18 protein-coding genes and 1 pseudogene are annotated in these 23,471 nt (G+C 68.1%); 7 read left to right on the top strand and 12 right to left on the bottom strand.

Annotated elements, in window-relative coordinates; all coding sequences use genetic code 11:
- Nucleotides 1-60: 60 nt before the first annotated feature.
- From AC3ANK_RS07400 to AC3ANK_RS07350, 11 genes are all read right to left on the bottom strand, one after another.
- Nucleotides 61-465, bottom strand: a complete 405-nt coding sequence (locus tag AC3ANK_RS07400; protein ID WP_484172588.1) for a hypothetical protein — start codon at nt 463-465, stop codon at nt 61-63.
- 78 nt (nt 466-543) lie between these two features.
- Entirely contained in the window at nt 544-1,506 is a 963-nt protein-coding gene (locus AC3ANK_RS07395; RefSeq protein WP_484172587.1) for a GAF domain-containing protein, read from the bottom strand.
- A 223-nt stretch (nt 1,507-1,729) separates the two neighbouring features.
- Nucleotides 1,730-4,870, bottom strand: a complete 3,141-nt coding sequence (locus tag AC3ANK_RS07390; RefSeq protein ID WP_484172857.1) for a discoidin domain-containing protein — start codon at nt 4,868-4,870, stop codon at nt 1,730-1,732.
- A gap of 32 nt (nt 4,871-4,902) precedes the next feature.
- On the bottom strand, nt 4,903-5,724 hold the full coding sequence (locus AC3ANK_RS07385) for a carbohydrate ABC transporter permease (RefSeq protein WP_484172586.1): 822 nt from the start codon (nt 5,722-5,724) through the stop codon (nt 4,903-4,905).
- On the bottom strand, nt 5,724-6,620 hold the full coding sequence (locus AC3ANK_RS07380) for a carbohydrate ABC transporter permease (protein ID WP_206859041.1): 897 nt from the start codon (nt 6,618-6,620) through the stop codon (nt 5,724-5,726). Before AC3ANK_RS07380 ends, AC3ANK_RS07385 begins: the two co-directional genes overlap by 1 nt.
- Nucleotides 6,617-7,888, bottom strand: a complete 1,272-nt coding sequence (locus tag AC3ANK_RS07375) for a sugar ABC transporter substrate-binding protein (RefSeq protein WP_484172585.1) — start codon at nt 7,886-7,888, stop codon at nt 6,617-6,619. Before AC3ANK_RS07375 ends, AC3ANK_RS07380 begins: the two co-directional genes overlap by 4 nt.
- 107 nt (nt 7,889-7,995) lie before the next feature.
- The gene (locus tag AC3ANK_RS07370) at nt 7,996-9,633 is read right to left on the bottom strand and encodes a glucoamylase family protein (RefSeq protein WP_206859045.1); all 1,638 of its coding nucleotides are present in this window, start codon (nt 9,631-9,633) and stop codon (nt 7,996-7,998) included.
- Between the two features lie 106 nt (nt 9,634-9,739).
- Nucleotides 9,740-12,712 (bottom strand): TonB-dependent receptor, encoded by a 2,973-nt coding sequence (locus tag AC3ANK_RS07365; protein WP_484172584.1) that lies wholly within the window; start codon nt 12,710-12,712, stop codon nt 9,740-9,742.
- A 91-nt stretch (nt 12,713-12,803) separates the two neighbouring features.
- Entirely contained in the window at nt 12,804-13,841 is a 1,038-nt protein-coding gene (locus tag AC3ANK_RS07360; protein ID WP_484172583.1) for a LacI family DNA-binding transcriptional regulator, read from the bottom strand.
- Between the two features lie 153 nt (nt 13,842-13,994).
- Nucleotides 13,995-14,279 (bottom strand): BolA family protein, encoded by a 285-nt coding sequence (locus AC3ANK_RS07355; RefSeq protein ID WP_242524957.1) that lies wholly within the window; start codon nt 14,277-14,279, stop codon nt 13,995-13,997.
- A gap of 2 nt (nt 14,280-14,281) precedes the next feature.
- Nucleotides 14,282-14,581, bottom strand: coding sequence for a YciI family protein (locus AC3ANK_RS07350; RefSeq protein WP_484172582.1), 300 nt, complete (start codon nt 14,579-14,581; stop codon nt 14,282-14,284).
- A 407-nt stretch (nt 14,582-14,988) separates the two neighbouring features.
- On the opposite strand from AC3ANK_RS07350, the gene AC3ANK_RS07345 reads away from it, so the two are divergent.
- The 3 genes from AC3ANK_RS07345 to AC3ANK_RS07335 all read left to right on the top strand — a co-directional run bounded on the left by AC3ANK_RS07345 (nt 14,989) and on the right by AC3ANK_RS07335 (nt 18,747).
- Nucleotides 14,989-15,903, top strand: coding sequence for a segregation and condensation protein A (locus AC3ANK_RS07345; protein WP_206859056.1), 915 nt, complete (start codon nt 14,989-14,991; stop codon nt 15,901-15,903).
- A 143-nt stretch (nt 15,904-16,046) separates the two neighbouring features.
- Nucleotides 16,047-17,093: an SMC-Scp complex subunit ScpB gene (gene scpB, locus AC3ANK_RS07340; RefSeq protein ID WP_484172581.1), complete on the top strand. Its 1,047-nt coding sequence runs from the start codon at nt 16,047-16,049 to the stop codon at nt 17,091-17,093.
- The gene (locus tag AC3ANK_RS07335) at nt 17,086-18,747 is read left to right on the top strand and encodes a pseudouridine synthase (RefSeq protein WP_484172580.1); all 1,662 of its coding nucleotides are present in this window, start codon (nt 17,086-17,088) and stop codon (nt 18,745-18,747) included. The genes scpB and AC3ANK_RS07335 overlap by 8 nt, the downstream gene beginning before the upstream one ends.
- Before the next feature lie 97 nt (nt 18,748-18,844).
- On the opposite strand, the gene AC3ANK_RS07330 is transcribed toward AC3ANK_RS07335, so the two are convergent.
- Complete coding sequence (locus AC3ANK_RS07330) at nt 18,845-19,153, bottom strand: hypothetical protein (RefSeq protein WP_484172579.1); 309 nt, start codon at nt 19,151-19,153, stop codon at nt 18,845-18,847.
- Nucleotides 19,154-19,270: 117 nt separating this feature from the next.
- Here AC3ANK_RS07330 and AC3ANK_RS07325 point away from each other — a divergent pair, with 117 nt between their 5' ends.
- From AC3ANK_RS07325 to AC3ANK_RS07310, 4 genes and pseudogenes are all read left to right on the top strand, one after another.
- A complete protein-coding gene (locus AC3ANK_RS07325; RefSeq protein ID WP_484172578.1) occupies nt 19,271-19,777 on the top strand; it encodes a Csu type fimbrial protein in 507 nt (168 codons plus the stop codon).
- A gap of 85 nt (nt 19,778-19,862) precedes the next feature.
- Complete coding sequence (locus tag AC3ANK_RS07320; RefSeq protein ID WP_484172577.1) at nt 19,863-20,579, top strand: fimbrial biogenesis chaperone; 717 nt, start codon at nt 19,863-19,865, stop codon at nt 20,577-20,579.
- Between the two features lie 69 nt (nt 20,580-20,648).
- Complete coding sequence (locus AC3ANK_RS07315) at nt 20,649-23,093, top strand: fimbria/pilus outer membrane usher protein (protein ID WP_484172576.1); 2,445 nt, start codon at nt 20,649-20,651, stop codon at nt 23,091-23,093.
- A pseudogene (locus AC3ANK_RS07310) lies at nt 23,090-23,458 on the top strand (spore coat protein U domain-containing protein); the annotation flags it as partial. The gene AC3ANK_RS07315 and the pseudogene AC3ANK_RS07310, both read left to right, overlap by 4 nt.
- Nucleotides 23,459-23,471 lie beyond the last annotated feature (13 nt).

The following is a 23,471-nucleotide window of genomic DNA, read 5'->3' as shown; positions in this document are numbered from 1 at the left end:
GACTGACGGCCCGCTTCAAGAGCACGTGCACGGGGACGAAGAAAAGACGAGCGGGCTGAATCAACGCTGCGCCTCTACCGTGCTCCCGCGATCCACCACTCGTTCGTCCTCGCACGCGCGCGCCTCGCGCAGCAACCGGTTGGCGACCAGAAGGTTCTTCAACGGCAGCACGAGGCCGGATTCGAACGGGCTGAGGATCACCGTCGTCACCAGCACCGGCACCAACCCGACGGTGCGCGCGCGGGGATCGAGTGCGCGGCACAGCCGATGCGCACGCACGGTGTACACCAGCACCGGTGGCACGGTCACGAGCGTCAGCAACACCGTCGCCTTCAATCCGTCCTGGCGCCACTGCATCGCCGTCGCCGTGCACATGGTCGCGAACCACACCACGTGCAGGACGTAGGTGCGGACCAATCCCACGCGGGTGCGGGCGAGCTGGAGCAGAAGTGCGTCGCGATCCATGCGGGCTCGTGTCCTGGGGCAACGCGCTACTGTAGCCCGGGGAATCGCCCCGGGGCCTGGTCGCGCTCCCGGGTGCGCTTACCCGGGCGACAGGAGCGCCTCCCCTGTTTGGGTCTCGTCCTTCTGCCGGCTCAGATCCGCATCGGCGCGCTGGAACACCGCGTTCAATCCCTCGTCGCCATGCTCGGAAACGGCGCCGCCGACCAGCACCGAGAGACCGGTGCGCGCCGGCTCTTCCTTCGCGATGGCGCGCAACGCGTCCAGGCGCGCCTCACCGTCGTCGCCCATCAGCATCGCGACGAACTCCGCGCTCGCGCTCACGCGGTTGATGCGATCGCCGGCTTCGGGAGCCAAACAGGCCTCGAAACGCGCCTCCAAGGCGAGCAACGCCTTCTCCACCGCGCGCTCGCCGTCGCGTTCCACCACCGCCGCGTAACGCTGCACCTCGAGGAGGGCGATGCGGTAATTCTCCTTCGGCCCGGGTTCCGGTTCGGGCGCGCGCCGCGTGCCGAGCGCGACCTCCACCTCGTCCTGGTAGCGACGCGCGTGTGCGTCGAGCAGCCCCATGGCGATGCGGCCCAACGACTGCAGCCAGTCGCGCTGCTCCGGTTCGAGCATGCGCGGCTTGCGGTCGACGACGCACAGCGTGCCGATCGCCTGCCCGTCCGAGGTGGTGATCGGCATGCTCGCGTAGAAGCGGGCGCGCACTTCCCCGATCACGATCGGGAGCGACGCGAAGCGCGGATCGCGCGCGAGGTCGGGCACTTCCATCAACTCGCCCGGCTCCAGGATCGCGTGCGCGCAGACGGCGACGTTGCGAGGGGTTTCGTGCTCGGCCAGGCCCAGGCGCGCCTTGAACCATTGACGGTCGCGATCGATCAGCGACAGCAGCGCGATCGGCGTGCCGCACAGGTGCGCGGCGATGCGGACCAGATCGTCGTAGACCGATTCGTTCGGCGTATCGACGACGTGGTAGCGATCCAGCGCGTGCTGCCGCGCGCTTTCGCTGGCAGGGATGACGCGATGCGGTGTCCGGGCCAAGGCGCGCATTCTTGCTGCGGAGGTTTCAACGTTGCCGCACACGCGGTCCAGAGCACGTCAACGGCGCCCTTGTACCGGGGTGAACGGAGCGCAACCGGGTCGCCTGGGGAGCTCAAAGCCACGCCACGCTTCAACAATGCAACGCGCTGCGGCGCGCTTGGCGCAACCGGGACTGAATTGCCCGGCGGCGCGGTGCGCTCCGCTTACGCGGGCTACAAAGGCCTCAGCGCAAGGCCATCCGCACTTTCGCACCGGCGCGGCCGATGCGCAGTTCGCCGTCGCGCCACTCGGCGTTGCGACCGTCGATCGTCGTTTCGCCGGGCGTTGTCTTGTAGGGCCACGTGAACACGATGCCACCGGGCGGAAGCTTCGAATCCGTCGCGATATCGAGCAGCAGCGCACCGTCCGATTCACGAAGCTGGTACCCCATCGGACCGTACTGCGTGCGCAGGTTCGCCACACGGACGCCCTCGCCCCCCAGCCAGTCCGACGGAACGCCCGCGGCGATCACCAGCGCGTCGTCCAGATCGCGCGAATACGCGAACAGGTCCAGCGCGGAACGCACGTAATCCGAACCGACCCACGCATGCGGCAGGTCGCCCACGAAGAACGGCTTGCGCGGCGTGCGCGAAACGACTTCCGCCCACTGGTTCCAGGCGCGCGGCTGCTGGTCGGCGAAGAAGAACGCGAGCGCCTCGTGCGCGCGATCGCGCCAGCCCAGGCGCACGAACGTGCCGATGGTGCGCAGTTCGTACGGCGTGTAGTCCTTCCATTCGCGCGTGCCGTCGCGACGCGCGACGAACTCGCGCCAGTAACGCTCGAAGGTGTTGTTCAACAGGTCCTGCGGCAGACGGCCCTGTTCGCCGCCCGGTGCGAGTGCGATCGTCGTGGACGTCGCATCGAAATCGCCCAGCTCCGCCGCGCCCGGCAGGAAGTCGATGCCGTGCTGCTGCGTGGCGCTTCGCAGCGATGCGTAGAGATCGTCACGGAACTGGTCGCGCGAGGCGGCGAAGCGCTTCGCTTCCGCGTCCTTCCCAAGCCACTGCGCGACTTCCACCGCGTCCTTGTAGCCGCGCAGCGCCCAGAAGTTGTCCCAGTACGAATGCATCGGCTTGGCCGAATAGCCTTCGTGACTGATCGACGCCGGCATCATCCCGTAGAACGCCGGGTTGCGCGCGCGATTGGCTTCGCTGCGCTCACTCAGCCGCAGCTTTTCCATGTAGTCGAACGCGCCGACGACATGCGGCCACATCGTCTCCAGCATCGTGCGATCGCGATTGAACCGGTACACCTCGGCGATGGTGAAGATCAGCTCGCCGTGGCTGTCGTTCTCCGGCACCGGATCGCTGCCGCGATCGTCCACGCAGCACGGCACCTTGCCGTTGTCGAACTGGTATGGCGCGTACCAGCGCAGGAACTCCTCGGCGACATCCCCGCGCCCCATGCGCAGCAGGCCTTCGCCGATCATCGCGCCGTCGCGGATCCACGCGCGCGAGTAGGACCGCGTGCCCGGCTGCAAACGCGGTCCGATGCGGCTGATCAGCATGTGCGCGAGCGCCGTGCGCAGCGTGTCGACGACGTGCCGACCCTGTTCGGGCACATCGAGCTGCACGCGATCGAGTTTGCCGCGCCACAGTGCGGCCGTGGCGTCCTGCGCTTTCGCGGCATCGATGGGCTTCGGTGATGCGGCGTCGCGGCCGGTCAGACGTACGCTCCAGTCGAACTCGCGCGACTGGCCAGGCGCGAGTTCGACCGAATACAGCAGCGCGCCCGAGCCGAGCCCGGTTTCGTCGTCGACGTTGTTCCCAATGGCGCCAAGCGCGGCAGGCACATCCCGCGACGCCCAGTCCGCGCGCGCGAGCCGCTGCACCACTTCGCCTTCGTCGAAGCGCGTGGCGAATGCGGCGTCGGATCGGCTGGCGCGCACCGTGTGGCGCCCTCCGACGGCGATCGTGCCCGCGTCCGCGCGGATCGAACGGATCTCGCTGACGCCGCCGGTGGTGCTGAGGAACTGCGTCGGCGGATTCACCTGCAACGGGCGTGCGGCCAGCGCAAAGACATAGCGGCGCGGTCGGTCGCTCGTATTGCGCAGGACGTAGCGTGCAGTGAGGTGCGAATCGTCGCGCGTGCCGTGCGCGAACGCGGTCGTGTCGAGCGCGAAATCCGCATGCCGCCAATGCACCGACGGAATCGGCAGGTAGCCGTCCTGCAGCGATTGCGTGGTCTTCACGTCGGCCCACGACGCCAGCTTGCCGTCGCTCACCACGAACGGCTCGATGCTGAAGGCGCCCTTGCCCACTTCGATCGCGCCGTCCTCGCCGATCAAACCCTGCTCCATGCCGCCGTCGAGGCCGAGGATCGTCCAGTACGGTTGTTCGCCGCTTAATCCGCGCGGCCAGGTGCCGCGGGGCGCGTCCTTCGCGACGGAGCGGACGAAATCGTTCGGCGTCGCAGCGAATGCGAGCGGCATCACCTGCAGATTCGCCAGCGCGATGCGCCCGGCCGGCGCCTTCAGCGGCGTCAGCCGGATGAAGCGCGCCTCGGACTCGGGCAGCGCGATGTAATCGCGGCCACCGTCGCTTCCGGCGACTTCGCGGGCGTTGCGCCACTGCGTGCCGTCGTCGGACAGCTCGGTGCGGTAGTCGCTCGCGTGTTCGCCCGCGGACCAGTCGAGCACGAGGCCGCCGAACTCGCGCGGCCTGCGCAGGTCGAGGGTGAACCGCGGCGGCTTCGCGGCGTCGAGATCGGCACGCCATGCAGTGCCCGCAGCGTCATCGATCGCGGCGCGCGCCGGGCCGTTGCGGCTTTCGGCGGTCGCGCTCGCGGTGCCGGTGAGCGGCGAGTCGTCCTGCGGCGCCAGCTTGCGGAACGCCAGCGCATCGAAACACACCGAGCCCTTTCCACCGACGCTGTTGTAGATCGTGAACTCGATCTTGCGGCTGTGGCGCAGCGTCGGATCCGGCGCGGGGCCCCACGCGCGGCTGATGTGGCGCCGCTTGTAGACCACGGGCGTCCAGTCCTTCGGGAAATCGTACCGCGGCTTGTTGACCCACCACACGTTGTCGCCGCTGTCGTCGACGACCTTGAACTGCAGGTCGTTTCCTGGCGAATCGCCGCGCAGCTGGAAGGAGAACGCGTAGTTCTCCGGATAGTCGACAGGGAGTTCGCGCTGCAGCCCGGCGTAACCGGACACGCCGTTGAAGTCGTAGTCCAGGCACACGGCGTTGCCATCCACACCCTGCACCGTGCGCAGTTTCCCGAGCACCTGGTCGGACGTGACCACCTGCCACGGCGTGGTCGATTCGAAGTCGTCCAGTACGCGGATCTCGCCGACGCCCTGCGCCCACGCCACCGCCGGAACCAACGCAACCGCCCACCCGAAACGCTTTGCCTTCCTCACCCTTTCACGCTCCCGACCAGCAGGCCCTGCAGGTAATACCGCTGCAGCGCCAGGAACAGGACCAGCACCGGCAACACCGTCACCACCGATCCGGCCATCATCATCTCGTTGTCCTGCACGTGCTCGCGCGACAGCGACGCCAGCGCGACCGGCAGCGTGAAGTGCCCCGAATCGCTGAGCACGATCAGCGGCCACATGAAGTCGTTCCACGCGCCGAGGAACACGAAGATCGCCAGCGTGACGAGGATCGGCTTGAGCACCGGCAGCACGATCTGGAAGAAGATGCGCATCTCGCTCGCGCCGTCGATACGCGCCGCTTCCAGCAGTTCGTCGGGAATCGAGCGCGCGTACTGGCGCACGAGGAAGATGCCGAACACGCTCGCCATCAGCGGCACCACCGCGCCGGCATAGGTGTTCACCAGCCCCATCTGCTTGAGCATCAGGAACAGCGGCATCATCGTCACCTGCGCCGGAATCACCAGCGCGCCCAGCAGCAGGCGGAACACGCGCTCGCGTCCGGCGAACTTCAGCTTGGCGAACGCGTAGCCGGCCATCGTGTTGAGCAGCAGCGCGATGAGCGTGGCGGCGGTGGCGATCATCGCGCTGTTGAGCAGATAACGCCCCATGCCGGCGCGCGCGAACAGCTCGTGGTAGTTGTGCAGCGTCGGCGCGCCGGGCAGCAGCGGCGGCGGGAAATGGCTCGCCTCGCCCGGCTGCATGAACGACACCGACAGCATCCACAGCAGCGGCGCGAGGCTGATCGCCGCGAGCGCGATCAGCAGACCGTTGACGATGGCCTTGGCCAGACGCGGATTCATCACTCCGCTCCTTTACGTCGCGCGAACCACAGCAGGCCGCTGGTGGCGACGGTCATCAGCGCGAACAGCAGGAACGCGACAGCCGATGCGTTGCCGAGGTTCCACCATTTGAAGCCTTCGTCGTACATCAGGTACAGCACGCTCACCGTGCTCTGCAACGGACCGCCCTGCGTGATCACGTACGGCTCGGCGAACAGCTGGAAATAGCCCGAGAGCGTGAGGATGCCGACCATCAGCAGCACCGGCCCCAGCTGCGGCAGCGTGACGTTCCAGAACTGCTGCGCGGGCGTGGCGCCGTCGATCCGCGCGGCTTCGTAGAGGTCTTCCGGAATCGACTGCAAGCCGGCGAGGAAGATGATCATGTTGTAGCCGAAGTTCTTCCACACGGCGAACAGGATGATCGTCGGCATGGCCCAGGCCGGATCGCCGAGCCAGTCGATGGAAGGAAGGCCGATCGAGGTCAGTCCCCAGTTCACCAGGCCGTAGCGCGTGTGGAAGAGATAGCGCCAGATCACCGCGACGGCGACCACCGTCGTCACCACCGGCGCGAAGTACGCGGTGCGGAACAACGGCTTGAACCGCGCGGTCCTGGAATGCAGCAGCAGCGCCGCGCCGAGCGAGACGGCGATCGACAGCGGCACGCCCACCACCACGAAGTACATCGTGTTGCCCAGCGCGTTCCAGAACAGCGGGTCCTGCAGCAGCGTCCAGTAGTTGTGCAGGCCGACGAAGCGCAGGTTCGACATGTCCGCCAGCGCGTAGATGTCGAAGTCGGTGAGGCTCAGCGCGAACGCGGCCAGCACCGGCAGGCCGAAGAACACGCCGATCACCGTGAGCGCCGGCGCGGCGAACATCCAGCCGGCGGTCGAGGCGCCGACGCGTGGCGTGGCGTTCATCGCGCACCTCCGGCGGCGTGCTGGTCCATCATCCAGCGGCGTTTCTCGAGGATCGCGTCGGCGCGGCGGTCGAGTTCCGCCGCCGCTTCATCGACGGTGTAGCGGCCGGCGACCATTTGCTCGCCGACGATGCGCAGCTCCTGTGCGATGCGTTCCCACTCCGGCACCTTCGGCGCGGGCCTGGCGCGCTCCAGCTGTTCGCGGAACGGCAGCGTGTACGGATCGGTCGCCAGCGCCTGGCTGCCCGCCCACGCGCTGCGGCGCGGCGGCAGGTTGCCGGTGAGCGCGTGGAAGCGCACCTGCACCTGCGGATCGGACAGGTACGCGACGAGCTTCCACGCGGCGTCCTTGTTCTTCGCCTGTTCGAACACGACGAAGCTGGCGCCACCGGCGACCGACGCGCCGGGACCGTCGGGACCGGGCAGCGGCATCGTGCCCCACTTGCCTTCCAGTTCCGGCGGCAGGCGCTTGCGGAACTCGGCGATGTTCCAGGGGCCGTTGACGTAGAAGGCGAAGAAGCCGCGGCCGAATTCGTTCCAGACGTTGGCGATCTGCGTGTTCGCGAAGGCCGGCGCCCACTTGCGCTGGAAGATGTCGTTGTAGAACGCGAGCGTGCGCTTGAAGCCCGGGCTGCGGAAATTACCGTAGCGGCCGTCCTCGCGCAGCAGCGGATCGGGCTGCTGGATGGCGAGGTTGAGCAGCGGTTCGTACTCGTTGAGCGGCAGGTGGATGGCGAAACGGTCCGGACCGACGTGGCGCTTCACCGCGGCCATCGCGTCGTTCCACTCCTGCCACGTGCGCGGCACCTGCTTCACACCCGCGTCTTCGAGGATGTCCTTGCGATAGAACGGCAGGCGCGTTTCGACGTACCACGGCACGGCGTAGACGTGGCCGTCGATGACGCCGGTGTCCCATGAACCCTGGAAGTAATCGTTCGCCGGCATCGACGGCGTGCGCGCGAGGAACGGCTCCAGCGGCGCGACCGCGCGCAGTTCGACGAACTCCGCCAGCCACGTGTTGCCCAGGCCGCACACGTCCGGCAGGCCGTCGCCGGCGAAGGCGGTCAGCAGTTTCTCGTGCGCGGCGGTGACCGGCAGCTGCTGCACTTCGACGCGGATGTCGGGGTTGGCGCGTTCGAAATCGGGGATGAGCTGGCGGACCATCTCGCCCTCGAAGCCCATGGCCCAGAAGCGGACGACGGTGCGGGTGTCGCGGTCGGTGGAGCAGGAAGTGAGTAGCGCGACGAGGCAGAGCAACAGCAGTGCCATGTATGTGCGGATGCCCTTCCTCGCCGCTTGGCGGCTTCGTCCCTCTCCGCAACCCTCCCCCCTGAACAGGGGACGGTTGACGTGCGCAGCGTATGCGCGCGGCCTCATCACTTGTTCTTCTGATCCTGTGCCGGTGCCGGCTGCGGCGTCTGCGAGGCGCGGTTCACGCGCGACTCCGCCTCGCCCAGCGCGCGCGCCGTCGCCGCGTCCTTCTCCGCCTTCGTCTGCGGCCTGGGCTGCGTCGGCGCGGCCTCGCCTTCCTTCACCGGCTCGAGCCAGCCGCCCTTGAAGCCCGCCTTCTGCAGGCCGTCGCGGATGTACTTGTTCCGCTTCATGACGTTCCAGACGAAGTCGTTCCGGTAGTTGGCGATCATCGTCAGGATCGGTCCCTGGTCGATGCCGATGTAGTCGCTCGCGACCCAGCCCTCGCCCGGCACCAGACGGCCGGTCTTCAGCGGAATGTCGAAGTCGAAGCTCGGGTTGAACGAGTCCAGGAAGCCGTAGCTGGAATACAGGAATTCGCCGTAGCGTTCATGCATCGCGACGGTGGTCGGGATGACGATTTCCGGCGCGAACGGCAGCGACGCGATCGCCGCCGTCGGCGCGATCGTGCCGTCGTCGAACGTATCGCGCAGGCCGGCGCCGCGCGCGGAGTAGTGGCGGAACTGGCGCTGTTCGCCGCGGAATTCCTGCAGCGTCTGCTGCGGGCCGTCGCTCGCGGTGAGGCCCCACACCTCCGGGCCGTACTCCTTCCACTTCATCGGATTGGCGATCGCGTACGCACGGTGCGCGTACGCGGCGCGGCGACTGTTCTCGAAGTAGTCGATGCCGCGCTCGCGCATGTAGTCGTCCTGGATGCCGCGGAAGTCGATCCAGACGTGGCTGTACTGATGGCCGAACAGCGGGCCGAACGACAGGTATTCCTCGCCCTGGTAGACACCCCAGGAATCGTTGTACGTGCGCGTCCAGACCTGCCAGGACTCCGGCTCGATCGGATGCGTCGGCGAGGCCAGCGCGAGGATGTACAACATCATCGCTTCGTTGTAGCCGGTCCAGTCGTGCTGGATGAAGCCGCTCTCGGGGAACCAGCCCATAGAGACCAGCGGCGCGTTGCGCTGCAGCCACGGCCAGTCGACGCGCTTGTACAGCGTGTCGGCGAGCTCGCGGATTTCCTTCTCGCGCGGATCGTCGCGATCGTAATAACTCTGTGCGAACAGCACGCCCATCATCAGAAGCGCGGTGTCCACGCTCGACAGTTCGACCCAGCTCTGGAAGCGCGCGCCGGTGTCCATGTCGAGGAAGTGGTAGTAGAAGCCGTTGTAGGCGCCCTTCCCTTCGGCCTGCGGGCCGGACGGAATGTCGCGGAAGAACCTGAGCGTGGTGAGCGTGCGATCCACCGCCTGCCGGCGGCTGACCCAGCCGTTCTCGATGCCGATCGGATAGGCCGTCAGCGCGAAACCGACCGACGCGATCGACGCGAACGGACGCGACGGATAGCGGTCCGGCGTGAGCCCGTTCACTTCGTTGGTGGTGTCCCAGAAGAACTGGAACGTGCGCTTCTCGATGTCGCGGAACACCGGCGGAAGCTCCAGCTTGGTCTGCTTGAGCGGCTCCACCTGCACCGGCGGCGCCGAGGCGATCGGGTACGTCGTGGACGCAGGCCCTTCCTGTCGGCACCCCGAGATGAACACGAGCACCGCCACCAGCGATGCAGTCCCCACACTGCGTCGTATCGAATCGAACATCACCACGCCATCTGTCGAATGAATGTGTTTGCGGCTCCCGCACGCGCGAAAGCCGGACCGCGAAACCGCCGGCCGCTCCGACGAGGTAAGCGGCCGGCGGCGCGGGTCAGAAGTTGAAGCCCAGCGAAAGCTTGAAGGTACGGGTCGGCAGGGCCTGTGCGAGCGGGATGCCGAATTCGGGGTTGGGCGACTGGAAGCCACCCGGATAATCCTGGTAGCTGTTGTAGTTCGCCCAGTCGAAGACGTTCAGGATGTCGGCGCGCGCCCACATCTTGAAGCCCGCGCCGGTGTCGAATTCCTTCATCGCGGCGATGTCGAACTGCTTGTACCCATACGTTCCGTCCGGCTTGTACTGGTCGATGAAGCAGTTGTTGACCACGTCCACGTCGCGACAGTTCACGAAATAGCGCGGCGGCTGCGAGGTCAGCGTCAGCTTGGCCGACAGCGTCGTACCCCACGGACCGTCGTAGATGCCGGTCGCGACGAGGCGATGCTCCGGCACTTCGGCGTCGTGCCAGCCCAGCGCCTGGACGGTCGGATAGTCGAGCGAGAACACTTCCGGCGATTCGCGCTGCTCGCGCGCGTCCAGGTAGGTGTAGGCGACGGTGACGCTCCAGCCCGATTCGGCCGTGTAGGGCTTCTCGGCCTTCAGGTACAGCGCGTTGGTCTTGGTCTCAAGCCCGTTGGTTCCCAGGATGAGATTGCCGAACGGCGCGAAGCCCTGGCCCCACGGCGGGCCCCAGCTCAGCCCCGGCGCGAAGAACGAGCCATCCGGCAGGCGGTTGCCGAGCAGGAACACGAAGCCGTCGTGGCTCTCCACGCGCGAGATCGTCACGTCGGTCAGCCAGTCGCCGACGGCATTGCGCATGCCCAGGCTGAACTGGTCGGAGTACGGCGTCTGCAGGTTGTTGTCGAGCATGAAGACTTCGCGACCCAACCCGGTCTGCGAGGCCAGCGTCGCCAGCACATCCGGATCGAAGTACGACGGATCCCACGGCTGGCACGGCGTACCGGCCACCGCACGCGGGCAGGTGCCGTCGGCGCGGAGGAAATCGATGTCGGTCGTCGGGAAGGTCGACTTGGTGATTTCCAGCTGCAGCCAGTCGAACAGGTTGCGGTCGTACGCGCGGCCGGCGCCGCCGTAGATCACGTGCGCCTGGTCGGCGAACAGGTCGTAGGAGAAGCCCAGGCGCGGCTGCCAGCCGTCCTTGAACGACTTGCGGTTGCTGCCGTTGCTGATGTAACGCTCGACGTTGATGCCCGAGTTCGGGTTGTTGATCGCGGTCGAACTGCGCAGCGCGGCGGCGACGTCGGCCGGCGTGACGTAATCCAGGTACGTCGGGCTCTTCTCGTAGTCGTAGCGCAGGCCGAGGTTGAGGATCAGCTTGTCGTTGACCTCCCAGTCGTCCTGGAAATAGATGCCGTACTGCTTGTTCGCCGACGATGCCGAACCGTCGCCGACGCCGGGCAGCGCGGTGCCGAACTTCACGTGGATCGGCTGGGTCAGGCTGCTCAGCAGGTCGTAGGTGAACTGCGGGTAGTACGGCTGGCGCTCGGTCGCATCGACGTCCACGTCCTTGTACTTGATACCCATCTTCAGGGTGTGGTCCTGGAAACCGGTGAAGGTCAGGTCGTTCTGGATGCCCCAGCCCTTCTGGCCCTTGTCCTGGAAGTCCGAACCTCCGCCGCTGCGCACGATGACGTTGTTGAAATCGGCATCGCCGTTGTCGCTGCGATTGCTCAGGATGTACGCGATCCCGCTGGTGTACGGGCTCGGGTTGAACTTCGAGTCCTCGTAGGTCAGGTGGAAATCGTTGAGCCACGGACCGTTGGTGTACTGGTAGCGCAGGTCCGCGCGCGTTTCCTCGTTGAGCTTGTTGGTCGCGTAGCTGGGCAGGTTCTGGCCGCCGGTGTTGGTGAGTTCCTCTTCGTCGCGGTATTTGCCGCTGAATTCGAAGTAATGGTTCTCGCCGATCAACCAGTCGACCTTGCCGAAGTACAGGTTTTCCTTGAACGGCGCGTTGAACAGGCCGGTGCCCGCTTCCGCCTGCAGGAAATCCGGAAGCTGGTCGATGGTGAAGCCGCGACCCGGCGTCAGCGTGCGCGGCGACTCGTATTCCTTCGCTTCGTACGACAGGAAGAAGTGCGCCCGATCGCGCAGGATCGGACCACCGAAGGTCGCGCCGTACTGCTCTTCCTTGGTCTGCACCTTGTCGTCGGCGCGCTCCTCGAACACCGTCGGCGTGCGCCAGTCGGTGGAGGTGTAATCCCAGAAGAAGCTGCCTTCGAAATTGTTGGTGCCCGAGCGCGTGGTGGCGACGATCGCCGCGCTGCTGAGCTGGTCGTACTCGGCCTTGTAGTTCTGCGTGATGACCTTGTACTCGCCGATCGCCGACTGCGGGAACGGATTGCCGCGGCTGGAATCCTGGCCGCTGATGCCGCCACGCAGCACGTAATCCTTCTGGCCGACGCCGTCGATGTAGACGTTGATGCCGTTGGCGTTCTGCGCGCCCGACTTGATGCGCGTGGAGCCTTCGTTGCCGGTTTCGAACGCCACGCCCGGCGCGAGGTCGGCGAAGGCGAGGAAGTTGCGCGTGCCCTGCGGCAGCGACTCGATCTGCTTATTGGTGACGTAGGTGGCGATTTCCGAGGTCTTGGTTTCGGCCACGACCTCGCTGGTGACGGTGACCGCATCGACCGTGGTCGCCTCGCCCGCCGGCGCCGTCTCCGGCAGGCCGCCGGCGGACAGGTTGATCGTCGCCGTCTGCCCCACCTGCAACGTCACCGTGCGCGTGGTGGTCTGCCCGCCAGCGACCGCGTCGATGCGGTACGTGCCCGGCGGCAGGCCGCCGACGTTGTAGGTGCCGTTGGCCGCCTGGACCTTGCGGGTCAGGCCGGTGGCGGTGTTGGTCGCGGTGATCTGGGCGTCGGCAGCGGGCGCCGAATCGACCGTGATCTGGCCGCGGACGGTGGCCGAGGTGCTCTGCGCCATCGCCGCGGGGGCGGCGACGGCCAGGCAGCTGGCCAGGGCGCAGGCAAGCAGCCGGCGTGTCGGGTATCGGGGGAACCTCGAATTCATATGCTTCCTCTCTCCAAAAGCATGTCGAACCACGTGGAATCGTTTACAGCGAACAGACACAAGGAACCGTGACGCCCGGCAGACGCGTGCATCACGGGGAACGCGGGGTGGACGGGGGCGAACCGCTGGATTCGCGCACGATCAGCTCGGTCGCCAGCACGCCGTCGGAGGGCGTGGTGGGCGATTCGCCACCCGCGTCCGGCGTGATCTGCGCGATGAGCAATCGCGCCGCGCGTGCGCCGAGTTCGGCGATGTTGACGCGGATGGTCGTGAGCGCGGGGTGGACGTAGCGCGCCAGCGGAATGTCGTCGAAGCCGGCCAGGGCGATGTCGCCCGGCACGCGCACGCCGGCCTGGGCGAAGGCGAACAGGCAGCCCAGCGCCATCATGTCGTTGGCGGCGAACACCGCGTCCGGGCGCTGCGGCGCGGCGAGCAGCTCGTGCCCGGCGCGATGGCCGGATGCTTCGTCGAAGTCGCCCTGCACCACCCAGTCGGGCGCGCCGGGCAGCAGCCGGGCGAGCGCATCGCGGTAGCCGCGCAGGCGCTCGTGCGCATCGAAGTTGTCGGCCGGGCCGGCGATGAAGGCGATCTTGCGATGCCCGCACGCAACGAGGTGCTCGACCATCGCGACCGCGCCGCCATGGTTGTCCACCCGCAGCACGGCGGTGCCATCGAGCCCGGACTGGCTGTTGATCAGCACCGTCGGCAGCGACGAATCCAGGTGCTCGCCGAGCAGCGGCGGCATTTCGGCGAACGGCGACAGCACCAGCAGGCCGTCCACGCGCCCGCGCATCGCGCGAAGGGCCGCGCCCTGCTCCTGCGGATTGCCGTGATAGCTGGACACCAGCAGGTGCAGCCGCTGCGCGCGGGCGACCTGGTCGATGCCGCGCATCAGTTCGGAGAAGAATTCGCCATGCAGGTCCGGCAGCACCACGCCGAGCGTCTGGGTGCGGCGACTGCTGAGGCTGCGCGCGGCGGCGTGCGGGGTGTAGCGCAGTTCCTGCGCGGCGGCGAAGACGCGGTTGCGCACGTCTTCGGCGACGTTGCCGTGGCCGTTGAGCGCGCGCGATACGGTGGCGACCGATACCTGCGCAACGCGCGCGACGTCTTTGATGGTTACGCTCGCCACGCTAACCGGGCCTCCGCGGACAATGCGCGCGGACTGTAAACGTTTTCAAATTCGAGTGTAAAGGCAACGTTATCCGAACGCCGCAAACGCCGGCTTCTTCGGCGTTCTCGCCGCCAAATCGCCGCGCGGATGTTGCAGCGCGGCACGATTCGATCACTCTCCGGCGACTTCCGACGGCGTGCGCGCCCGGATCGAGAGCGCATGGATGTCGGTCGCCATGAGCTCGCCCAGCGCCGCGTAGATCGCCCGATGCCGCGCGATCGGCCCGAGCCCGGCGAACGCCTCGCTCACCACGTCGACGCGGAAGTGCCCTCGCCCGTCGGCGGCGCCGGCATGGCCCGCGTGACGGTGGCTTTCGTCCTCGATCTCCAGCGACACCGGCGCGAGGGCGGACCCGATCGCGGCCCGGATCGCCGCGAGGCGCGCCTCGCGCGGCAGGCTCACGGCAGCACCTTGCGGAACGGCCGGACCTCCACGCGCTGGTAGACGCCCGCGGCCACGTAGGGATCGGCGTCGGCCCAGGCACGGGCGGCCTCCAGCGATTCGAATTCCGCGATCACGACGCTGCCGCTGAAACCGGCCGGACCGGGGTCCTCGGCGTCGACCGCCGGGCACGGTCCGGCGAGCAGCAGCCGTCCGGCGTCGCGCAGCGCGGTCAGCCGCGCGAGGTGTTCGGGCCGCGCCGCCATGCGTCGGGCCAGCACGTCCTGGCCGTCGTAACCTTCGATCACGTACCACATGCGTTCGCGCGTCCTTCCATACCAATGGGAAACCAGGCTGAATTGTAGTCGCGCCGCGCGGCTGGACATGACCCGGACGAGGCCGTACCCTTGCCTTCACAAGGCCGGCTGCAGCGGCCCGACGCGACCGGCTCCCCACACCGTCGCCTCGCACGCATCCACGATGCGCCGCTGCCCCCGACGGCCTCGCGCCCGAACCCACCGCCCGCCACGCCCCCGCGTGACGCGCCGCGTTGGCCGTCCGGGCCAGGCCTGACGTTCCGAAAGGTAAGGTTCCTGCTTAGGAAAGTTCCGACAGGGGACGTCGCGACCCAGTTCGTCCAGCAAGTCCGTTGCATCCACGGTGGTCCATGCGACCGCCAGCCTGAGCGATAGCAGTGCCGACGGCCCGGAGGGGCCGGCTCCGAATGACCGAAGAACGCGCAGCCGACGCGAGCGATCCGCAACCCGTGGCCGCCCCGGCCTCCACCGCGCCACAGCAGCAGGAAATGCCGCTGGCGGTGGTGCATGGCCAGCCCGTGCTGCAGATCCCGCAGGACCTGTACATCCCACCGGACGCGCTGGAGGTCATCCTCGAGGCGTTCGAAGGTCCGCTCGACCTGCTGCTGTACCTGATCCGCCGGCAGAACCTGGACATCCTCGACATCCCGGTGGCGGACATCACCCGCCAGTACGTCGAGTACATCCAGGCCATGCACGAGATGCGCTTCGAGCTGGCCGCCGACTACCTGGTGATGGCCGCGATGCTGGCCGAGATCAAGTCGCGCATGCTGCTGCCGCGCGCGGTCAACGAGGAAGGCGAGGAAGAGGATCCGCGCGCCGAACTGGTCCGCCGGCTGCAGGAGTACGAGCGCTTCAAGAAGGCGGCGGAGGACATCGACGCCCTGCCCCGCCAGGATCGCGACACCGCGCCGGTGCAGGCCTTCGTGCCCGACCGCGCGTCGGTCCGCCTGCCTCCGCCGGTGGACCTGAAGGAAATGCTGCTTGCGCTGCACGACGTGCTCAAGCGCGCCGAGCTGTTCACCCAGCACGCGATCAAGCGCGATGCGCTCAGCGTCCGCCAGCGCATGGGCGAACTGCTCGAACGCCTGAAGGACGGCAGTTTCTACCGCTTCGAAACGTTGTTCACTGCCGAGGAAGGCAAGCTCGGCATCGTGGTGACGTTCCTGGGCATGCTCACGCTGGCCAAGGAACAACTGGTGGAGATCGTGCAGGAAGCACCGTTCGCACCGATCTACGTCAAGTCGCTCGCGCTGCTCAAGGACGGGGAAGAGATCGAACTGAGCAGCGAGTTCGACGAGCCGGCGGCGAACGATGGCTGACGACGCCCTGTCGTCATCACCGCGCAGTCGGGAACCCGGCGACGTTCGCTCCGGCGATTCTCGTTCGGGTCTCAACCGTTCCAAAGGCACCCGGTTCCCGCGCTCGCGGGAATGACGCCCCAAGGCTGGAAACCGATCGATCCATGGACCAACAACTGATCACCCGCATCGTCGAAGCCGCGCTGCTGGCGGCCAACCAGCCGCTGACGCTGGCGCAGTTGCACGCGCTGTTCCCCGAGGACCAGCCCGCGCCGCCGGACAGCGTCGAGCAGGCGCTGGAAACCCTGCGCGCCGGCTGCGAGGACCGCGGCGTCGAGCTGGTCGAGGTGTCGTCGGGCTTCCGCTTCCAGGTGAAGGCCGACGTGCACCCGTGGGTCGCGCGCCTGTGGACCGAGCGGCAGACGCGCTACACGCGCGCCACGCTGGAAACGCTGGCGCTGATCGCCTACCGCCAGCCGATCACGCGCGGCGAGATCGAGCAGGTGCGCGGCGTGGCGGTGAGCAGCAACATCATCAAGGCGCTGGAGGAACGCGAGTGGATCCGCGTCGTCGGCCATCGCGACGTGCCGGGCAAGCCGGCGCTGTTCGGCACGACGAAGGCGTTCCTGGACTACTTCGGCCTCAAGCGCCTGGACGAACTGCCGCCGCTGTCGGAACTGAAGGACATCGGCGAGCTGGAGCCGCAGCTGGAGTTCGAAGGCAAGACGGCGCCGATCGCCGCCGGCCTGGCGGAAGGCGAAGCGTCGAACGCGGAAGGCGACGAGGGCGCGGCCGATCTGGCGGCGGCGAACGAAGCGGACGCCGGCGCCGGCGATGCCGATGCCGACGCATCCGCCGCTTCGCAGCAGGAAGCCGAAGCCGGCAGCGCGATGCCGTCCGACGACGAAACCGACGCCGGCTCCGGCATCGAAGCCGACGAAGAGCAGAACACCGTCGATGCGACGGACGACGAATCGGCGTCCGATATCGACAACGACAACGACTACGAAATCGCCGACGCCGAGGTCGCCGACCTCGACGTCAACGAAGACGAAGACGAATACGCCCCGCAGGGCGACCCCGAAGCCGCGCCGGGTGAGCGCGCGGCGGACGCGAACGATCACGAGCAAGACAACGCCGTCGAGACGACGACCGTTCCCGAAGATGACGAGGCCCTGACGGCCGAGTCGGAGCAACACAAACATGACTGAAGAAAAGAGCCGCAAGCTCACCCTCAAACGCGCCGCCGATCCCGCCGCCACCGAGGCCCCGCGCCTGGAGGAGCGCCTGCACAAGGTGCTCGCGCAGGCCGGCCTGGGTTCGCGCCGGGCGCTGGAGCAGCGCATCGCCGACGGCCTGGTGAAGGTCAACGGCGAGACCGCGCAGATCGGCGTGAGCGTGAAGAGCGGCGACCGCATCGAGATCGACGGACGCCAGTTCGTCGCCAGCGCGCTGACCGATCCCTCGCGCGTGCTGATGTACAACAAGCCCGAAGGCGAAGTGACCACGCGCGAGGATCCCGAAGGCCGTCCGACCGTGTTCGAGGCCCTGCCCGCGCTGAAGGGCGCCCGCTGGATCGCGATCGGCCGCCTGGACATCAACACCACCGGCCTGCTGCTGCTCACCACCGACGGCGAGCTGGCCAACGCGCTGATGCACCCCTCCTTCGAGGTCGAGCGCGAATACGTCTGCCGCGTGCGTGCGCCGGAAGGCGAGGACGTGGTGCCGGACAACATCGTCGACCGCCTCGCGCGCGGCGTCGCGCTGGAGGACGGTCCGGCGAAGTTCGACGAGATCGAACGGATCGGCGGCACCGACTCGCACGACTGGTTCCGCGTCGTGGTGAAGGAAGGCCGCAATCGCGAAGTGCGCCGCCTGTGGGAATCGCAGGGCTGCCAGGTGAGCCGCCTCAAGCGCATCCGCTACGGCGAGGTGTCGCTGCCGCGCGAACTGCTGCGCGGCCAGTCGCGCGAACTCGCATCCGATGCGGTCGAATCGCTGCGCGGCAAGCTCGGCCTGGAAGACGGCACGCCATCGGCGCTGACGCTGCAGCCGGTGATCGGCCAGCGCAAGGCGACCAAGGCGACCATCGACCTCACCGGCAAGAGCCGCTCGCACGGTTACGTCGGCGGCCACAACACCGCCGATGAAGGCCGCGAGCTGCGCCGCTTCGACCACGTGCGCGAGGATCGCGGCGGTCGTGGCCGTGGCGGTCCGCGCAAGCACGGCGGCCTGACCGTCAGCGGCGAAGCCGCGGCGAAGGCCAGCAACAAGCCGTTCAAGCAGCGCAAGGAAAAAGGTCCGAAGCCGCTGCCGGAAGGCAATCCCGCCGCGTTCCGCACGTGGTACGTGCCGGACGGCGTGAGCACCGGCCCGAGCGGTCATCGCAATCCCGACGGCGCGCGCGGTCCGCGCAAGCCGCACGCCGGCAAAGGCCCGCGTCCGGGTGGCGGTGGCGGTCGTGCCGGTGGTGGTTTCGGCGGCGAGCGTGGCGGCTTTGGCGGTGAACGCAGCGGTGGTGGTTTCGGCGGCGGTTTCGGCGGCGAACGCAGCGGCGGCGGTGGCCAGCGCAGCGGCCAGGGGCCGCGCGGCGGACAGGGCCAGGGCCAGCGCGCCTCGCGTCCCTACGGTCATCCGGGCAATGCGCCGAGCTTCCCCTCCGACCATGCCAACCCCGGCAGCTTCAATCCGTACGGCGACAAGCCGCGTGCGCCGCGTCCGGGCGTTCGTCCGGGCGGCCCGAAGCCGGCCGGCGGTCGTCCGGGGGGTAACCGTCCCGGTGGCAACCGCCCGGCAGGCGGTCCGCGTCCGGGTGGTCCGCGCGGCGGTGGACGTCCGGGCGGCGGTCGCGGTCCGCGCGGCTGATTCCAGCGATCGAACGACACGAGACGGGGCGCGCGAGCGCCCCGTTCTGTTTCTGCGAATCGTGCCTGCGAAGGCCGGCGACATACGGCGCGCGATTTCACTCCCACTGAACGAACGCGGGCCAAGCATGTAGCGCGGGCCTCCTGCGGCCGATGCCCGCCTCGCCTCGCGGCCGCTCACCGGACGACAAGCCGGGAGATCGCATCGTGGCGATATCGGACACGGCAAGGGTGGGCGCCTGCGCGGTCGCCGCACTGTTCGCGTGTGCCGCCTCGGCAGCAACGCACGTGTCTGCCTTTCGGGTGACCGCAACGGTCGCTTCGTCCTGTCGCATCGACGCGCCGGCCTTCGCCGCGACGACAGCCGCGATCGATATCCGCTGCACCTCGGGCGCGCCGTACGCCATCGGCCTCCAGGCCACGTCCGACGTTCGTCGCGCCCCTTCACCGCGGCGCCTTCTCGTCCTTGTCACGTACTGAAACCGGATCCGCGATCCGGCGCCATCGCTGCCAGGAGGTTTTCGATGCGTACCCTGCCCGCTTCCCGTCTTCCATCGCTGGCCGCCATCGCGGCGCTCGCGATGGCGCCCCTCGCCTCATCCGCCGCCACCAAGACGGCGACCTTCCAGGTGCTGGCCACGATGGTCAGCGACTGCACCATCATCAGCGCGCCGAACATCGACTTCGGCACGCTCGGTGTCATGACCGCAAACGCCGACACCACCAGCACGCTGATCGTCGCCTGCACGCCCGGCACGGCGTACTCGGTGGCGCTGGACGCCGGCACGGGCACCGGTTCGACCATCACCGACCGGCGCATGGCCAGCGCCGGCGGCGGTTCACTGAAGTACCAGCTGTTCCGCGACACCATGCGCACGCAGAACTGGGGCAACACCATCGGCACGGACACCGTCGGCGGCACCGGCAACGGGGGAAACATCGCCCACGTGATCTTCGCGCGGGTGCCTGAGCAGTCCGCGCCCACCCCGGGCTCGTACGCGAGCACCGTCACGGTCACGGTCAGCTACTGAGGTCGCCGCGTCGCCGCAGCATCCGATCAGAGCGAAGCGCCTTCGGCGCAAACGCGTCCCCCACCATGTTGCAAGGAGATCCGACATGAGGCTCAACCGCGTTCTTCCCGCGCTCGCACTGGCTTTCGCGCTCGCCGGCGGCACGGCGATGGCCGGCTCGATCCACGTCATGCCGACCACGATCACGCTCGGCCCCGGCAAGGCGACGGCGGTGATGACGATCACCAACGAAGGCGATGCGCCGATCAGGACGCAGGTGCGCGTGTTCGCCTGGGACCAGAAGGACAACGAGGACCGCCTGACACCGACGCAGCAGGTCGTCGCCAGCCCGCCGATGGCCACGCTGGCGCCGAAGCAGACGCAGTCGATCCGCATCGTGCGCGTGGACAAGTCGCCCGTCACGGCCGAGGAAACCTATCGCCTGATCGTGGACGAGATCCCCGACGCCACGCGCGCGCCGGACGTCGGCGTATCGGTGCAGATGCGCTATTCGGTGCCGGTGTTCGTGCTGCCCAAGGCGACGATGCCACCCGGCGCGGTCACTTTCGCGGCGCAGATATCCGGCAACACGCTCACGCTGGATGCGCAGAACAAGAGCGACGCGCACATGCAGGCGACCGAGGTGGCGATCGAACACGCCGGCGGTACCTCCACGCCGGTCGTTGGCGGATTGCTCGGCTACGTGCTGCCGGGGCGGAGCATGCGCTGGAGCGTGCCCATTCCGGCGAACGCGGCGGCCAAGGGACGGCCAACGCGCGTGGTCGCGATGTTCAACGGCCAGCCGATCGCGGTCGATCTGTAATCGCCCGGCAGGGAGGCCGCGCGGCCACGGCTCCGTCGTCCCTGCGGCGAGGTGCGGGAGAGGCAGCCGATGCGCGCGCGCATGCGGACGACCGTGACGATCTGCGCCGTCGCCGCGCTGATGCGCGTGGCTGCGCTCGCGCCCGCAACGGCGCAGCCGGCCGATGACGAACCGGCGTCCTACTACCTGGAGGCGACGGTGAACGGTCGCGCGACCGGCCTGATCGTGCAGGTGGATCGCGTGAGCGAGGGCTTCCGCATGCCCGCCGACGAACTGACGCAGATCGGCCTGCGCGAGGACGCATTGCCGCTCGACGCCGATCGCCAGGTGATGCTCGACGCCATCCCGGACCTTTCGTTCGAGTACATCGAGGATGCGCAGCGCATCGACTTCACCCTGCCCGAGTCGATGCTGGTTCCGCAGCGCCTGGGCGAGGCGCCACCTCCGCCGCCGCCCAGCCGCTCCGGCACCGGGTTGCTGCTCAACTACACCGCGCGCCTGCAGAGCTCCCGCGTGGATTTCGAGCAGAAGCGCGTTGGGCGCCGCCTGCGCGCGCCGCTGCTGGGATCGGCGCGTTACGGTCGGCTGCCGGTACTGGGCGAGGAGGAGTTCGAAGCGAAGTACGACCGCCACAACCGCACCTTCGCGCTCAACACCGAGCTGCGTTTCTTCTCGCCGGCCGGCGTGTTCGTCAACACCGGCTACGCGACGATCGAGAACGGCGAGTACGACTACGTCCGCCAGGACACGTACTGGACCTACACGAACCCCGATGCGCTGCGCACGTGGACGGTGGGCGACCTGGTGTCCTCGTCGCTGACGTGGTCGCGCGCGATCCACATGGGCGGCGCGAGCCTGTCGCGCAATTTCGACGTGCGCCCGGACCTGATCACCTTTCCGTTGCCGGTTCTGGGCGGCGACGCGGTCGTGCCGACGATGGTGGACCTCTACGTCAACGGCCTGCGCCAGTTCACCGGCAACGCAACCGGCGGTCCGTTCGTGATCGCATCGCCACCGGCGCTCACCGGCGCGGGCGTGGCCACCGTCGTGTTCCAGGACGCGCAGGGCCGGCAGGTCACGCTGAGTCGGCCGCTCTATCTGGACACGCGCCTGCTCGGCGATGGCTTGACCGACTACGCGGTGGAAGTGGGCTATCCGCGCCGCAACTACGGCAGCCGTTCGTTCGACTACGCCGGCGATCCGGCGGCCAACGCATCGCTGCGCCACGGAATCAACGACCGGTTCACGCTGGAAGCGCATACCGAACTCACGCGAGGGCTCACCAACCTCGGCGTCGGCGGATTGCTCGAACTGGGCGGCGCGGGCGTGCTCAACGCATCGGCCACCGGCAGCGGCGGCGATGGCCAGCACGGCATGCAATGGGGCCTCGGCTATCAGTACCAGTCGCCACGATTCAACGTCGACCTGCAGGCGCTGCGCGCCGACGGCGGCTACCGCGACCTCGGCAGCGTGAAAGGCGTGACGGTGCCGCAGCGGCAGGCGCATGCCTCGCTCGGCATCCCGATCGGCCAACGGCATTCGATCACCTTCACCTACACGCGCCAGGAAGCCTCCGACCTCGGCGGCTCGCGCATCGTGTCGATGGGCTACAGCGGCACGTTCGGGCAACGGCTGAGCGTGTTCGCCAACGCGTTCCGCGACGTCGACGTCGCCGATTCCGCCGGCCTCTACATCGGCGCCTCGCTGTCGCTGGAGCGTCGCATCAGCGTGTCCTCCAGCTTCAGCCGCTACGGCGAGGCGCGCACGGCGACGATCGCCGCGAACCGCTCGATGGACTACGACGCCGGTGGCTTCGCCTGGAACGCAACGCTGGACGGCGGCAACGACGGTTACCGCCATGGATCGGGCCGACTGGACTACCGGGGGCGCTACGGCGAAGCCTCGCTGACGCTCGAACACGCCACGCGCGATGACTTCACCTACGACAACGCCTCGCTGTACGCCACCGGCGCGCTGGTGTGGATGGACGGCGACCTGATGGCCACGCGCACGGTTTACGACGCGTTCGCGCTGGTGGACACCAACGGCTTGCCGGACGTGCCGGTGCTGCGCGAGAACCGCATCGCCGGCACGACGAACGACGAGGGACACCTGCTGATCCCCGACCTGCTGTCGTGGCAGGGCAACCGGCTGGCGATCCGCAGCGAAGACCTGCCGCCCGAGGTGCGTGTGGACGCCGACCGGCTGGACATCGCGCCGCGTGCGCTGTCGGGCGCGCTCGCGTCGTTCCCGATGGGACGCTACACGGGTGCGACGGTCGTGCTCGTCGACGGGACCGGCAGGCCGTTGCCGGTGGGCACGGCGGTCACGGTCGTCGCCACCGGCGAGGTGCAGACGGTCGGCTACGACGGACAGGTGTTCCTGCCCGACATGGCGCCCGTCACGCGGCTGCGCGCGCAACTCGATGGGGGCACCTGCGACGTGGACATCCAGTTCCGCAGCGAGGATGCGATGAAGACCCTGGGTCCGTTCGCGTGCGAGCGGTCGCCATGAACAGGATCGTGTTCGTCCTCATGCTGCTCCTGGCCGGGCTCTGGCATGGCGGCGCGATCGCGCAGTCCTGCTCGCTCTCGGCGACGCTGAACTTCGGCACGATCAACCCGCTGTCCAGCGTGCCGGCCCAAGGGCAGTCCACCGTCACGTTCAACTGCACCGGCTTCGCCACGCCGTACGTGCGCGTGTGCGCGAATCTGGGCGACGACCAGACACCGCGCGAAATGGTGGGCCCGACTTCGGCGCGCCTTCACTACGAGCTGTACCAGGACGCGACGCGAACCACCATCTGGGGGAGCGCCTGGCACGGCAACCCGCCGCTGTACGTCGACATTCCGCTGAGCGGCGGCGCCGGCACGGCCCAGAAAAGCTTCTACG

The sequence above is a fragment of the Lysobacter sp. SCRH-1R genome, from assembly GCF_057747855.1.
This window is presented reverse-complemented; position numbering and strand designations above follow the sequence as displayed.